The sequence below is a fragment of the Pseudomonas sp. CGJS7 genome (assembly GCF_036961695.1).
Genome location: NZ_JBAMDI010000051.1, coordinates 57,103 through 72,582 on the forward strand (window position 1 = coordinate 57,103; position 15,480 = coordinate 72,582).

The window sequence follows — 15,480 nt, forward strand, 5'->3', positions numbered from 1 at the left end:
TTTCCATGTTGCCGGTCGCTTTGATCGGCCTGGGCTTGACCGTCGCGGTCGAGCGCCTGCTGGTTCCCCGCCCTGCCCTGCGTCGCCCGGCCGATTGCTGGCTGCTGCACGCGGGGCTGTGGTGTGTGGCCTTCGGGCTGTTGTATGCACTGACGGCGCGGCCGTTGTTCAGTGGCGTGAATGTGTTGCTGCTGTGGCTGCTGATCGTGCTGGTCAGCAACGCCAAGTATCACTCGCTGCGCGAGCCGTTTGTGTGTGCAGATTTCGAGTATTTCAGCGATGCAGTGAAGTTCCCGCGCTTGTACTTGCCGTTCTTTGGCTTTGGCAAGGCCGCGCTGCTGGCGGTGGGCTTTCTGGTTTACCTGTGGGCGGGGTTGAGCTTCGAGGTGCCGGGCGCGCGGCTTGAGGCGGTGCTGCCGTTGGCGCTGGGCCTGGGCTTGCTGCGCCTGGGGCATCGGGCTGTGAAGCCGAGCTTTGATGCCGAGCAGGATGTGCGTGGCTGGGGGTTGGCGGCCAGCTTGTGGCGGTACTTCTGGGCGGCGCGGGCGCCGGTGGACCGGGACGGGCTGGGCTCGCCGTTTGCGGGTGGGGCTATGCCGGCCTCTTCGCAGCCGCCAGTGGCCCAGGCCGGGGCGCTGCCGGACTTGGTCTCGGTGCAGAGCGAGTCGTTCTTCGATGTGCGTGGGCTGTGGCCTGGCGTACGCCCGCAAGTGCTCGAACAGTACGACCTGCTGGCCAGCCAGGCGCTGGCCCGGGGCAAACTGCAGGTGGCGGCCTGGGGCGCCAATACGGTGCGGACCGAGTTCGCCTACCTTACCGGCATCCCTGCCGACCGGCTGGGCGTGCACCGCTTCAACCCCTACCGGGTGCTGGCCCGCCAAGGCCTGCCCAGTATCGCCTCCAGGCTCAAGGCGCAGGGGTACCGGACCATTTGCATCCACCCGTACGATGGTGGTTTCTATGGCCGCAACAAGGTGTTGCCGGCATTGGGCTTTGATGAATTCATCGATGTGAAGGCGTTCAACGCTTCGCAAAAGGCCGGGCCGTTCATTGGTGATTGCGCCGTAGCAGACAAAATCCGCGCGCTGCTGCAGGCGCCAGGCCGCACCCAGCCGCTGTTCATCCATGCGGTCACCATGGAAAACCATGGCCCGTTGCACCTGGAAAGCGTAGCCGCGCACGAGCTGCCCACCTGGTTCGACCGCCCGCTGCAACCGGGCATGAAAGACCTGGCGCCCTACCTGCGGCACATCGGCAATGCCGACCGCATGCTGGGCATGCTGCGCGAAACCTTGCTGGCCCAGCCGAACGAGGCGCTGCTGTGCTTCTTTGGCGACCACGTGCCGATCCTGCCCGAGGTGTACCAGGCTGTTGGTGCGCCCGCGGGTGATACCGACTACCTGGTGTGGTCCAACCGCCGCCAGCCTGGCTGCGGGGCCAGGCCAATGCCGGTGCAGCAGCTTTCCAGCACATTGCTGGGCCATGCCTTGGCGCCGGCAACCCGCCAGGACACGCCCATGGCCAGTGCCGGGGTAGCCTGACAACGTGGTGCGTATCGTTTTGGGATCGGACCTGTCGCCGGAGCGTGCCGCAGACCCTGCCTTGGCCCGCTTGCTGACCGAGGGGCGGGGGTCGCTGGCGTTCCTGATTGGCAATACGGCCTGCCGCTATCGCCTGCTGGGCGCGGCTATCCACTGGGACCGTGTGCTGCTGGCCTTCGACGGCGAGCAGGCACTGGGCTTTGCCGCGCTCAAGCATGGCCGGCGCGGGCCGTTTGCCTTGCACTGGCGGCCGTTCGTGCGTGAGTTCGGCGTGTTGAGTGGCTGGGTGCGGTTTATCGGGTTCTGCCTGAGCGAACTGCGCGAATGGCGCTACCCGTTCTTGCTGTACGGGCTGCGGGTCAGCAAGGCCGCACGCCAGCAAGGCGTGGGCTCGGCGCTGGTGCAGGCGTGCTGCGCGCACGCCGCCGGCCAGGGCTTTAACCAGGTAGAGCTGGAGGTGCCGCTGAGCAATCATCGGGCGCAGCACCTGTACCTGCATAATGGCTTTGCCCTGCGCCGCAAGCGCTGGGTGCCGTTCCCGCCGGTGCGCAACATGTGGCGGGCCGTGTAATGCACAACACAGCTCCCTTTGCACCCCACTCGCCCGAAGGTTACTCGCCACCCGATGCCTTGGTAGACGGCACCGGCTGGGTCGGCATCATGTCGCAATGGGTGGCCTGGAAGGTCCTGCACCTGCCGCAGTTCCTCGGCCCGGAAGGCCCGCCCTTCTGGCTGTGGCGCCGTGGCCGCAAGGCGCCCAAGGGGCTCAAGGCCATTGCCGGTATCGGCTACAAGCAGTCGTCGGCCCATGCCCGGGTGCTGTGCCAGCGCTGGGGGCTGCCCTACATTGCGCTAGAAGACGGTTTTTTGCGCTCGTCCTCGCTTGGCATCGAGGGCGATACGCCGATGTCCATGGTGGTCGACCCGGTGGGCATCCACTACCTGGCTGACCGCCCTTCGCTGCTGGAAAACATCCTGCAGCAGCCCGAGGCGCTCAGCGCATATGAACTGAATTGCGCCCGCGAACTGATTGCCTTGATGCGCAGCAGCGGCATCGGCAAGTACAACAACGCCCAGGACCTGCCCGACGACGACCCGCTGGGCCGCGAGCGGCCGCTGGTGCTGGTGGTGGACCAAACTGCCGGGGATTATTCGATCCCGGGCGGCGGGCTATGCGAAGCCGATTACGTGCGAATGCTGGATGAGGCCCTGGCAGAAAACCCGGATGCCGACGTGCGCGTGCGCATTCACCCGGACTGCCTGGGCGGGCAAAAGCCCAGTTGCCTGCTGGATGCCGCGCGGGCCCGTAGGGTAACGCTGGAGGCGCGGCCGGTAGCCTGGGCGTCACTGGCCCGGCGTGCCCGGCGGGTGTACGTGGGTACCAGCCAGGCTGGGCTGGAGGCGTTGATCCAGGGCGTGCCGGTCACCTGCTTCGGGCTGCCGTTCTACGCGGGCTGGGGGCTGACCGATGACCGCATGGCCATTGCTCGCCGGCAGGCAAGGCCAGACCTTGTGCAACTGGTGGCGGCGGCCTATGTGCGCTACTGCCGCTATGTCGACCCATTGAGCGGCCAATTGACCGATGCCTTGACCGTTGCCCGCCAGTTGGCCAGCAAGAAAGCCCGCGATGCTGCGTTTGCCGGCCCCACCACGGTACTGGGCGTGAAGCGGCACAAGCAGCACAACATCCGGCGTTTTTTCGCAAGCCGTTGGGGGCAGTTGCGCTTCAGCGTGGACAGCCCGCAACTGATAAGCCAGGTAGCGGCCGAACAGGGCCGGCTGCTGGTATGGGCTGCGCGCGAGCCGGCCGGCCTGGCCGAACGTGCGCGCCAGGCGGGGGTGCCTCTGTGGCGGGTCGAGGATGGTTTCTTGCGCTCCACGGGGTTGGGGGCTACCAACAGCCCGGCGCTGTCACTGGTGCTGGACCGGGGTGGCATTCATTACGATGCGCAGTCTGCCAGCGACCTGGAGCAGCTGTTGCAGCATGGTGAATTCGACGCCCCATGCCTGGCCGAAGCGGCGCGCTTGCGGGCGCAGATCGTTGCCAGCGGCACCAGCAAGTTCAACCTGCGCAGCAATGTGCGCCCGGCGCTGCTTGGGCAGCCGGGGCAGCGGCGGGTACTGGTGGTGGGCCAGGTCGAAGATGACGCCTCGGCGCTATGCAGTGGTGGCGGTGCCGGGTGCAACCTGCGCCTGCTGCAACAGGTGCGCGCGCGGATGCCGGATGCCTGGATTTTGTACAAGCCGCACCCCGACGTGGAAGCCGGCAAGCGCCGCGGGCACATCGCCCCGGCACAGCTGGTGGGGCTGGCAGATCAGGTACTGGCGGGTGTGGACATCGCCAGCCTGTATGGCCAGGTCGATGCACTGCATACGCTCAGTTCCACCGCCGGTTTCGAAGCCTTGCTGCGCGGGCTGCCGGTGGTCACCTATGGCACGCCGTTCTATGCCGGCTGGGGCCTGACCGAGGACCATCAGCCCTTGCCCCGCCGCACCCGGCGTTTAACCCTGGACCAGTTGGTAGCCGGCGCCTTGTTGCGCTATGCGCGCTATGCCGACGTCCAGCAAGACCTGCCCTGCGATGCCTGGCACGCCCTCGCCTGCCTCAGCGCGCCCCACCCGGCGCCGGTGGCCTATCGGCGAGTGGCGCCGTTGCTCAACTATACCCGGACCATGCTCGGCTGTGGCCGGCCATTGGCCCCATCAAAGGACTAGATCATGCCTGTTTCGATCAAGGACATCGGCCGTTACGCGGCACTCCCCTGGCATTGCCTGCAGTTGGCTACCCATGCCAAGTCGTTCGAGAACAACCCGGTGCTGGGCAGCGCCCGGCTCAATGCCCTGGGCCTGCATGTGCAGCGTCGTCAGTTGGCGATGGCCATGGCAGGTTACCGTCGCAATGCGCTGGCCTCGCGGCTGGATGCCGGTGAGCGCGCGCATTTTGAGCAGAACGGTTTTTTCATTCGTGAAAACGCCCTGCCTGCCGAGCAGTTTGCGGCCTTGCGCGCCGAGCTGGGTGCATTGCGCAGCACTGGCTGGGAAATGCGCCAAGGCCGCGCGGTTACCCGCCGGGTCAGCCTTGACCAGGACGTGCTGGCGCAAAACCCGGCCAGTGCGGCGTTTGTGGCGGACCGTGGGGTGCGCGACCTGATTGCCTATGCGTCGTCCAATACCGGTGGCATTACCTACCAGTTGCAGTCGATCGTGATCGACGCCGCCAATGCCGACCAGGACCCGCAGACCCGCCTGCATGCCGACACCTTCCACCCCACGGCGAAGGCGTGGTTGTTCCTGGACGATGTGGCGGATGACCAAGGGCCGTTCAGTTATGTGCCGGGCTCGCACCGCCTGACGCCGGAGCGTTTGGCCTGGGAGTATCGTCAAAGCCTGGGGGCGGCGCGCTCCGGCGAGCAGATGCACCGTGAGGGTTCATTCCGTATCGACGAGCCCGAGCTGGCGGCCCTCGGTCTGCCGCCGCCCCGTCGCTTTGCGGTGCCAGCCAACACCCTGGTGGTGGCGGACACGTCTGGTTTCCATGCCCGCTGTGCGAGCCATCAGGCCAGCCACCGCGTCGAGATATATGCCAGCCTGCGGCGTAACCCGTTCATTCCATGGCGCGGGGCGCACCTGTTTGCATTGCCATGGATTGCCAACCACCACATGCGTTGGGATATCCGGTTGAAGCGGTTGATGGGGTTTGGCAAGAAGAGCCATTGGCGGTTTGTGGAGCAGTTGAATGCGTATGAGGCACCGCATATCTGACCCACGCCCAGTCCCCGGCCCGGTGGCTGGACGCAGGCCGTCGTAGGAGCGGGTTTACCCGCGAAAGGGCCGGGCCTGCGGGCCAATATCCCTGGTCATTCAGCGTTGCCGCCGCCACCGTATTCGCGGGTAAACCCGCTCCTACACGGAAACGCATCCGTGGTTGGGCGCAGGCCGTCGTAGGAGCGGGTTCACCCGCGAAAGGGCCGGGCCTGCTGGCCAATATCCCTGGCCAAACACCGTCCCCCTGGTCAGTGGGCACATTCTGCAATGGTTGAATCGCTGCTGGCGTCATGTGGGCGTCTACGCTGGCTCGAACGATCGAAGCCTCAAGGATGACCACATGCACTACGCCCACGCCCACCATCTGCGCCGCCACCGGGTTTCACACCCCGGCAGGCTGTACATGCTGACAACCGTCACCCACCAGCGTCGCCCGCTGTTTCACAACTTCAACCTGGCCAGAGTGGTGGTCAATCACCTGCGCCAGGCAGACCGGGAAAACAGCTGCGCCACGCTGGCCTGGGTGGTCATGCCCGACCATGTGCATTGGCTGATAGAGCTGAAACAAGTGACACTGGCCACGTTGATGCGCCGCTTCAAATCAAGGTCCAGCCATGCCTTGCACAAGGCCGGCGTAACAACCAACCCCATCTGGCAGCCGGGCTACTGCGATCGCGCCATGCGCAAGGATGATGACCTGCTCAACGCCGCTCGCTACATCATTGCCAACCCGGTCAGGGCCGGCCTGGCACCAAGTGTCGGCGAATACCCACACTGGGATGCCATCTGGCTGTAGGCGTGGCCATCACCCCAGCCGCGCCATCTCCTGCGCCACCACCGCAACGGTATGCCTGATCTGCTCTTCCGTATGCTCGCAAGACACAAAAAACCGCACCCGCGCCGAATGCTCCGGCACCGCGGGGTACAGGATCGGCTGGGCATTGATGCCACGCTCGAACAGGGCGCTGGACAAGCGGCCAGCCTTGAACGAACTGCCGGTAATCACCGGGATCACCGCCAACCCGGTACTGGTCGCCGTGTCCAACCCAGCTTCACGCGCCAGGCGCAGGAACAGCTCCCCTCGCGCCTGCAGTTGCGCAACCCGCTCGCTGTCAGCAGCCAGCAGCTTCAACGCTGCCAACGCAGAGGCCGTGACCGCCGGCGGCATGCCAACACTGTACAAGAAGCCCGGCGCCAGAAACTTCAGGTGCTCGATCAGTGCCGTGCGGCCCGCAATGTACCCGCCGCAACTGGCCAGGGTCTTGCTCAAGGTCCCCATCCAGATGTCGACGTCATCGCCAGCCAACCCATAGTGCTCACGAATACCTTTGCCCGTCGCCCCCATCACCCCCAGCGAATGAGCTTCATCCACCATGAGGAAAACCTTGTGCTTATGCTTGAGCTCGACGAACCGGGGTAGCTCGGGGTAGTCGCCGTCCATGCTGTAGATGCCTTCCACCACCACCAGCACCCGCTCGAAGTGCTGGCGTTGCTCGCCCAGCAGGCGGTCCAGCGCCTGCCAGTCGTTGTGGGCAAAACTCAGACGGCGGGCACCGGACAGCTGGATACCCTGCAGCACGCTGTTGTGAATCAGCTCGTCATGCACCACCAGGTCGCGTGGCCCGAACAGGTAACCGATGGTGGTGACGTTGGTGGCGTGGCCGCTGACCATCACCACCGCATCGTCCACCTCGTACAGGCGCGCCAGTTCGCGCTCCAGCTCACGGTGCAGCGGGCGGTCGCCAGAAACCGGGCGGCTGGCCGACACCGAGGTGCCGTAGCGGTCGATCGCCGCCTTGGCCGCTTCGGCCACGGTCGGGTGGCCGGAGTAGCCCAGGTAGTTGTAACTGGCAAAGTTGAGAAACTCGCGCTCGCCAATCTGCGTCTGGGCACCGGCGGTGCCCTGGTGCATACGGAAGAACGGGTTGCTCACGCCCAACTGCATGGCGCTTTGCTGGAGTACCCGCAGTTGCTGGTACCCCGGGTGCAGATCAAAGCGATAGTGCGCTTCGGGCACCTTCAGGGCAGCCTGCTGTACCTGCTCCAGGGTGGCGCCCTGCTCGCCCTCGGCAGCCACATGGCGGCGCCGGGCGAGGGCTTGCTGGATCAGGCGTTGCTTGGCATCGCCACCAAGGCCGGTCGGGGTTCTGGCTGTCATCTGGCACTCTTAATCAATCAATCGGTTGGGTGCCGCGTTGCTGTCGGCCAAGGCTGCGTTCAACTGCGCCAACTCTTCGGCACTGTGCTCGCTGCCATGGCGGGCAAGCACATTCTGCGCCAGTTGCTCTTCGCCGCTGCCCGCTTCACCACGCAGCAGCTCCAGCAAGCGTGCGGCAAGCTTGTCGATGCTGGAGCTGTCACTCAGCTCCATCACCGGCAGGCGAATACCGAAACGCTCTTCCAGCGCCACTACCAACTCGACGCTCATCAACGAATCGAGCCCCATTTCCTGCAGCGGGCGCTGGGCATCCAGGCGTGCTGGCGGCAGGCGCAAAATCTCGCACACCTCGTGCTTGAGCATGTCTACGAAGCGTTCGAGCAGTTCGCCATCGTCAAGCTCCTCCAGCATGCGCTGGATGTCTTCACCGCCACCTTCATCCTCATGATCGCCGCCATAGGCACGGGCCAGTTCGCTGAAGCGCGGCGTAGTGGCGCTCGGCAGGAAGCGCGCCAGGGCCTTGAAGTCCAGCTCCAGCACGCCGTGGCCGTTATCTCCCTGCAACAGCATGGCCTCAAGCTGTGCCAAGGCGGCCTCGGCCCGCAGCGCCGAGCCCCCCATGCGGCTCTGCAGGGCGTCCTTGATCTGGCTGTTGCGCGCCAGGAAACCGACATCGTCGATGGCGCCCCACAGCACGGCGGTGGCTGCCTGGCCCTGAGCACGACGGTGCCGCGCAAGGGCTTCAAGCCAGTGGTTGGCCGCCACGTAGTTGGCCTGGCCGGGGTTGCCGAACAAGGTGGTGGCCGAGGAGAACATCACGAAGAAGTCCAGCGCCAGGCCCTGGGCCAGCTCGTGCAGGTACTGCGCACCCTTGGCCTTGGGTTCCAGCACGCGACGCAACTGGTCGCCGTCAAGGTTGCGGATCAGGCTGTCGTCAATCACCGTCGCGGCATGCACCAGGCCACGCAGTGGCCATGGGCTGGCGGCAATGCGATCGAACACCCCGCGCAGTTGCTCACGGTCGGTGATGTCGCACGCCACGGCCTGCACATCGATACCTTGGGCGTGCCACAAGGCCAGCTGCGGTTGGGCCTCTTCACTGGCCGGGCCACGACGGCCCAGCAACACCAGGTGACGGGCACCTTTGTTGATCAGCCACTGCGCAGTACGCAGGCCAAAGCCACCCAGGCCGCCGGTGACCAGGTAGCTGGCATCGGCGGCAAGCTGCAATGCCCGCACCGGCTGCACGCGGGTGTCGACGGTTTGCTGGATAGGGTTGGCGTACGTCACCACGACCTTGCCAATCTGCCGCGCCTGCTGCATGTAACGGTAGGCTTCGACCACCTGGTTGGCGTCGAACTCGCGGAACGGCAACGGATGCAGGATGCCCTGCTCGAACAGCTCCATCATTTCGGCGAACAGGCGGCGGGTGAGCGCAGGGCGCTCGCTCATCAGCTGGTCAGCGTCGATACCGAAATAGCTGATGTTGTTGCGGAACGGGCGCAAGCCGATACGGGTGTTCTGGTAGAAGTCGCGCTTGCCCAGCTCCAGGAAGCGACCAAACGGCTTCAGCACCTGCAGGTTGCGGTTGATGGCCTCACCGGCCAGCGAATTGAGCACCACGTCCACGCCACGCCCACCGGTGGCCGCCAGCACTTGGTCGGCATAAGCCAGCGAACGGGAGTCGTAGATGTGGCTGACGCCCAGCAGGCGCAGGAAGTCGCGCTTCTCGTCGCTGCCTGCGGTGGCGTGAATTTCTGCGCCCAGCCATTTGGCGATCTGGATGGCAGCAATGCCCACGCCACCGGCAGCGCCGTGGATCAGCACCTTCTCGCCCGGTTCCAGGCGCGCCAGGTGATGCAGCGCGTAGTACACGGTGAAGAAGGTACTCGGAATGGTCGCCGCCGCTTCGAACGACATCCCTTCGGGGATGCGTGCAACGGCGTTGGCGTTGGTGACCAGGCGGTTGGCGAAGCTGCAGGGGCCAAAGCCCACCACACGGTCACCCGGGGCGAAGTCGCCCACTGCCTCGGCGCCTTTGCCTTGCACCACACCGGCAAATTCGAAGCCCAGGGTAGGGCCGGAGAAGCCGTTTTCGATGGCTTCATCCGACAGCAGGCCGAGGGCGAACATCACGTCACGGAAGTTAAGGCCCGTCGCACGCACCTGAATGTCCAGCTCATCCGCCGCCGGTTGACGCGGCTCACGCACTTCCCAGCGCAGGTTGCGCAACTGGCCCGGCAGGTCGAAGCCCAGGCACACCCACTGCGCATCGCCCACTGCGCGGCGCGGCTGGTCGGCCAGCACGCGCAGGCGCGGCACGTAGCGACGGCCTTCGGCGTCCAGGGCCAGCTCGGTTTCGCTGTCGGCGTGCAGCAACGCAGGTACCGCCAGCTCGACCGCTGCCGCGTGGGCCAGATCGAGCAGGCGAATACGACAGTTCGGGGATTCGTTGGCCAGGGTACGGCCAAAGCCCCACAACGCCGCGTCGCCGATGGCCGCAACGTCAGCGGCGGTGTCGGCGCTGTGCAGGTGCTCGGCAGCGCCACGGCTGAACAGCCAGCACTGCGGGGCGATCGTCAGCGACTCACAGGCCTGCACCAGCGCGGCCGCTTGCATGCAGCGCTCGGCTTGGCCATCGAGGCCTGTGCCGCTGTCGAAACCGGCCAGGTGCAGCACATGCTCAGGGGGCTGGGCAAAGGCGCCAAGCTGAGCTGCCAGCGCCTGGGCGTCCCCCGGCTGCAACAGGTCAACCTGCTGGCCCTGGGCGCGCAGTTGCTCTGCCAGGCGCAGGGCAGCGCCCTGCCCGGCTTCGGCGAGTACGGCCCAGCGCTGCACGGCCACGGGTGCAGCAGTGTCGGCACCGGCGGGCTTGTCCGCCAGCAACAGATAGCTACCACAGGCGTTACCCGGCAACGCCTCCAGCGTGCGCAGCGTGGTCAGGCCATGTCGCTGCAGCTCATGGCTCCAGAACGCCGGGCCTTGCTGGCGCGACAACGCCTGCTGCGGGCCGGCCAGCCACCAGTCTGGCTGGGCACCGAAGACGAAATCGGCCCAGCGCGCCGGGTACTGCCCAAGCAGCGCCAACTGGCCGTGCGGGTTGAGCCGGCCACTGGCCAGGCGCAGGGCGTCACCCACGGTACCAAGGGGGCCAAAGTCGGTAGGCACCAGCACCCAGTCGAACGTACCGGCGTCGGCCAGTTGCTCCAGGCCAAGCACCTCCAGCGCCGGGCAATCGTCACGCAGACGCTGCTCAAGCTCAGGCTCGGCGACGCAGTAGGCATAATCGAGGCGATCGAAATCCAGGCCGGCGTACAACAGCTCGGCAAACGAAGCGCCACCGAAGCCGAATTCCAGCACACGCAGGCGCTGGCCCGGCGGCAGTTGCGCCAGGCGCGCGGCCAAGGTCTGGCCAATGCCGCTGAGCAGGTGCTGCTGCCCTGCCGCCCCCAGCACCAGGCGCGCCAGGCTGGCACCGCTGGTTTCGCGCGGTTGCAGGGTGTCGAAGGCCTGGCTGCCATCCAGCAACGCCGACAGATGCCGGCCGATACGGCCTACGGAATGGATAATCTGGAAGTACTCGGGGTAGCTCTTGAACAGCTCTTGCCAGATAGCCTGCGAGGTCGGGCGCTCGCCCTGGTCGACCAGTTGCCAGCTGCCGTCCGCGCTACGCTGCAGGCTGCCGTCGTGCTCGGCATGGCGCAACAGCATCCCCAGGAAGTCGCCCTGGCCCTGCGACCACTGCGCGACCTGCTCGGCACTGATGCGGCCGCCGGCCTGTTCCACCGCATCGAGGACAAAGCTGTTGCACAGCACATCCAGCAGTGGCTCCACTTCATTCAGGTAACGCACCTGCGCCGGCTCGTCGGCCAGGCACTGCAAGGCCTCGACCAGCGGCGAGCAGGCCGCGGCTTTACGCTGCACTGGCACAACCGCGCCTGGCGCGGCCTGCCCCACATGGCCCATACGCTTGATGTCGCCACTGCGGTCGTACTGCAGGCGCACGGCACGCATGCGCGCATCCTTGATCGCCAGTACGGCAGCGCCGCTGGCATCGAACAGTGTGAAGTCGACCAGCAGCGAATGTGCGGTGCGCTTGCGCTGGCGCACCTCGGCCAGCACCGGCACACCGCCGGCATTGGTAAAGGCAATGCGCCCAAGCTTGACGGGGATGAACGCCAGGCCATCGTCATGCCCCTGGCGGCTGGCCAGCAGCTCGGTAATCAGCTGGAAGGCACCATCCAGCAAAGCCGGGTGCAGGTGCAGGCTGGCCAGTTCGTGTTCGATGGCAGCAGGCACGACCAACTGAGCCAACACGCGCTCCCCTTCCACCCAGGCTGCAGCCACGGTCTGGTAAGCGGGGCCGTAGTTCAGGCCAACCGCGCTGGTCATTGCCAGGTGCTGCTCGCCAGTGAAGTCTGCCGGGCGGGCTGGCAACGCCGGTGCCCGGGAGTCCAGCAGCACACCGCGCGCTTCGCCCGGCAAGCGTGCGACCACGTGCTGTACCCAGTCTTCGCGTTGCATCAATGTGCGCGAGCTGATGCGCAACGTGCCGTCGGCCTCTTCGACCTGCACGCGCACTTTCTTGATGACCTCGCTGCTCAACAGCAGAGGGTTGTGGATTTCCAGCTCTTCGATATCGACGAACTCGCCCGGCTGGTGCAGTTGCGCCACGGCCAGGGCCAGCTCGGTAAAGCCTGCACCCGGGAACAGTACCGACTCACCCACCTTGTGGTCGGCCAGGGTTGGGTACTGCTGGGTATCCAGGCGGTTTTCCCAGGTCAGCGCCTGGTCTGTTACCGGGTAACCCAGCAACGGGTGCACGCGCTCGTGGCTCAGCGGGCCATAGGCCTCGGCAGTGACCGGCAAGCTGAAATGGTCGTGCTGCCAGGCATAGTTAGGCAGGCGCAGCGGGCGCCCGGTCACCGGGAAGCGTGCCTGCCACTGTGGCTCGACGGCGGCAAGCTGCAGGCGGGCTACGGTACGTTCCAGCAGCAGCGGACTGTGGTCGTTGCGCTTGAGGGTGCCAATCACCTGCCCCGGTTGTTCGCACTCAACCAGCACATCGTTGACGTAGCTGCGCAGAATCGCATGCGGGCCCACTTCGACGAACAGGTTAAGGCCATTGCGCACCAAGGCAGCCAGCGCGCCCTGGAACAGCACCGGGAAGCGAATGTTCTGCCACCAGTACTGGCTGTCCAGGCGTTCGCCGTTCAACTGGCCACCGACGACAGTGGAGTAGAACGGGATCTTCGTAGCCTGCGGGCGGATATGCGCGAGGTCGTCGATAACCGCTTGCTTGATCGGGTCCATGGCCGGCGAGTGGAAGGCGTAGTCCAGGTCCAGGCGACGGGCGAATACCTGGCGCTCTTCCAGGGCCGCTTCCAGCAGTGCCAAGGCGTCGACCTCACCGGCCACAGTGGCGCCGCGGGCGCTGTTCTCGCCCGCCACGACCAGGCGGCCATCCAGTTTCAGTTCGGCAATCAGTTGCGCCGTGGCCTCACCCGAGAGGCCGACCGCCGTCATCTTCCCGGTACCACGGGTTAGGCCCTGCAGGCGGCTGCGGTGGTAGATGACCTGGGTGGCGTCCTCCAGGCTCAACGCGCCGCTGGCCCAGGCCGCCGCCACTTCACCCACACTGTGGCCGATCACCGCCACCGGGTGGATGCCTTCGGCAGCCAGTACTTTGGTAACCGCCACTTGCAGGGCAAACAGCGCAGGCTGGGCGATTTCGGTACGTGCATAACGGCCTTCGCCGTTGTCACCCAGCAGCTCGGCGCGCAGCGAGTAGCCCGCCAAGGGCTGGAACAACGCGTCCACTTCATCCACGGCGGCGGCGAACAGCGGCTGGTCGAGCATCGTCCGGCCCATGCCCTGCCATTGCGAGCCGTTGCCGGAATAGACAAACACCGGTGCCGAGGCGCCGTCCAGAGCCTGGCCGGCCTCCAGCACTGCACTCAGTTCGCTGAGGGTCGGGTCCTGGGCATAGTCGTCCAGCGCCTGGGCGGCTTCGGCCGCGTTGTCGCAGACCAGCAGCAGGCGGTGGCTGTGTGCATCGCGGCGGAACATCGCCTGGTAGGCCACATCGTAATAGTCGGCCTGGGGCTGCCCGGCCAGGTAGGCGGCAAAGCGTTCAGCGGTTGCGCGCAGGCCTTGCTCGCTCTTGGCACTGAGCAGTAACGGCACGCGCCGGGCGCTGCCCGCTTGCGCTGCCGGCGCCTGTGGCTCGGGGCTTTGCAGGATGACATGGGCGTTGGCGCCGCCAAAGCCGAACGAGTTCACCCCCACGGTCAACTGGCCATCGGCCTTGAGCGGAAGGGGCTCGGTGACCACCTGCAGGTTGAGGTCGGCGAACGCGATGTTCGGGTTGAGCGCCTGCACGCCAATGGTAGCGGGCACGGTGCGCTCGGCCAGGCAGTTCAGTGCCTTCATCAGGCCAGCCACGCCAGAGGCGGCTTCAAGGTGCCCGAGGTTGCTCTTCACCGAGCCGATTGGCAGCGGGTTGCCGGCGCCGCGCGCCTGGCCCAGTGCCTCGCCGATGGCGCGGGTTTCGATCGGGTCTCCCACGGCGGTACCGGTGCCGTGGGCTTCCAGGTAGTCCAATTGCTCGGGGGCGATGCCGGCCTGGGCGTAAGCGCGCTTGAGCAACGCCGCCTGGGCCTCGGCATTGGGCAGGGTCAGGCTGGACTTGCGCCCGTCGGTGTTCACCGCACTGGCCGCCACCACCGCCAAAATGGTATTTCCATCGGCCACTGCCTGGTCGTAGTCCTTGAGCAGGAACAACCCGCCGCCTTCGGAGCGGGCGTAACCGTCGCCGTTTTCGTCGAACGACTGGCAGCGCCCGGTGCGCGACAGCATGGTCGCCTTGGCGAAGATCATGAAGCCGAACGGGTGCATGTGCAGGCTGATACCGCCCGTTACGGCTTGGTCGACATCACCGCTGAGGATGGCCTGGCACGCCTGGTGGAAGGCCACCAGCGACGACGAGCAGGCGGTATCGATGGCCATGCTCGGGCCACGCAGGTCGTAGAAGAACGAAAGGCGGTTGGCCGCGATGCTCATGGTGTTGCCGGTCGCCGTGGCGCCATCGATGGCCGACAGGTCCTCGAGCAGGCGGTAGGACTGCTCGACACCGGCGATGCCCAGGTACACGCCGCAGTTGCTGCCACGCAGGCTGGACGGCTTGACCCCGGCGTTTTCGAAGGTTTCCCAGCACATTTCCAGCAGCATGCGCTGCTGCGGGTCCATCATCGCGGCTTCACGCGGCGAGATGCTGAAGAAGCCAGCGTCGAAAGCGCTGATATCACCCAGGGTGCCTGAGGCGAAGGTGTAGCTGGATGCAGGGCTGGCCTTGTCCGGGTGCAGGAACTCGCGTTTGTTCCAACGCGACGGGTCAACCTGGGTCACCAGGTCGCGGCCCTCCATCAGGTTTTGCCAGAAGCCCGCATTGGAAGAGCCAGGAAAACGGTACGCACAACCAACGATTGCAACCTTTCTACGCTTGATCAAAACCTATTCCTTCAAATCTCATCGGGCACCGTCCCATCCGTCGGACAGCCGGCATGCCTGGCCTGGCCACGAAACTGGCCATTCGTTATATGTCACTGATGATTGTCTGGGTACCTGAAACTGCCATGCACGCAGGGGGCGCAAGACTCATGGTCTGGAACTGGCGTGGGAATGTTCAGATTTGTGTGTGCAGATGATACGCGGGTTGTGGGGGTGGGAAAACCCTGGGGTGAGGGATGGTTCACGGCGTTAGAGCGCGTTTACCCGCGAATTCGGTGGTGGCGGCGACGGTGAATGGCTGATGGGAATTGGCCAGCAGGGGCGGCCCTTTCGCGGGTAAACCCGCTCCTACGGCGGCCCGTGACCACCCGCCGACCTGTGTCCACCACCAGCCTGTGTCCAACCCCGAGGTGTGTCCACCACCAATCTGCGTAGGAGCGGGTTTACCCGCGAATACGGTGGCGGCGGCAACGGTGAACGGCGGGTGGAAATTGGCCAGCAGGCCCG

Annotated in this window: 8 protein-coding genes; 5 read left to right on the forward strand and 3 right to left on the reverse strand. The window is 65.8% G+C overall.

Features of this window, described 5'->3' with window-relative positions; genetic code table 11:
• The first annotated feature begins 5 nt into the window (after positions 1–5).
• From V7787_RS27035 to V7787_RS27055, 5 genes are all read left to right on the forward strand, one after another.
• Positions 6–1,541, forward strand: coding sequence for an LTA synthase family protein (locus V7787_RS27035; RefSeq protein ID WP_336090346.1), 1,536 nt, complete (start codon positions 6–8; stop codon positions 1,539–1,541).
• A gap of 4 nt (positions 1,542–1,545) precedes the next feature.
• Positions 1,546–2,112, forward strand: coding sequence for a GNAT family N-acetyltransferase (locus V7787_RS27040; RefSeq protein WP_336090348.1), 567 nt, complete (start codon positions 1,546–1,548; stop codon positions 2,110–2,112).
• Positions 2,112–4,256 carry a capsular polysaccharide biosynthesis protein gene (locus tag V7787_RS27045; RefSeq protein ID WP_336090349.1) on the forward strand — a complete coding sequence of 715 codons (2,145 nt, stop codon included), beginning with the start codon at positions 2,112–2,114 and terminating at the stop codon, positions 4,254–4,256. The genes V7787_RS27040 and V7787_RS27045 overlap by 1 nt, the downstream gene beginning before the upstream one ends.
• Positions 4,257–4,259: 3 nt before the next feature.
• On the forward strand, positions 4,260–5,303 hold the full coding sequence (locus V7787_RS27050) for a phytanoyl-CoA dioxygenase family protein (RefSeq protein WP_004577660.1): 1,044 nt from the start codon (positions 4,260–4,262) through the stop codon (positions 5,301–5,303).
• A 343-nt stretch (positions 5,304–5,646) separates the two neighbouring features.
• On the forward strand, positions 5,647–6,102 hold the full coding sequence (locus V7787_RS27055) for an REP-associated tyrosine transposase (RefSeq protein ID WP_336090353.1): 456 nt from the start codon (positions 5,647–5,649) through the stop codon (positions 6,100–6,102).
• 9 nt (positions 6,103–6,111) lie between these two features.
• Here V7787_RS27055 and V7787_RS27060 read toward each other — a convergent pair whose 3' ends face one another.
• The 3 genes from V7787_RS27060 to V7787_RS27070 form a co-directional block, all read right to left on the reverse strand.
• Positions 6,112–7,464 (reverse strand): aminotransferase class I/II-fold pyridoxal phosphate-dependent enzyme, encoded by a 1,353-nt coding sequence (locus tag V7787_RS27060; protein ID WP_129933968.1) that lies wholly within the window; start codon positions 7,462–7,464, stop codon positions 6,112–6,114.
• 9 nt (positions 7,465–7,473) lie between these two features.
• Positions 7,474–14,973, reverse strand: coding sequence for an SDR family NAD(P)-dependent oxidoreductase (locus tag V7787_RS27065; RefSeq protein ID WP_336090356.1), 7,500 nt, complete (start codon positions 14,971–14,973; stop codon positions 7,474–7,476).
• 241 nt (positions 14,974–15,214) lie between these two features.
• The coding region (locus V7787_RS27070) for a hypothetical protein (protein WP_336090357.1) at positions 15,215–15,480 on the reverse strand (266 nt) is incomplete at its 5' end.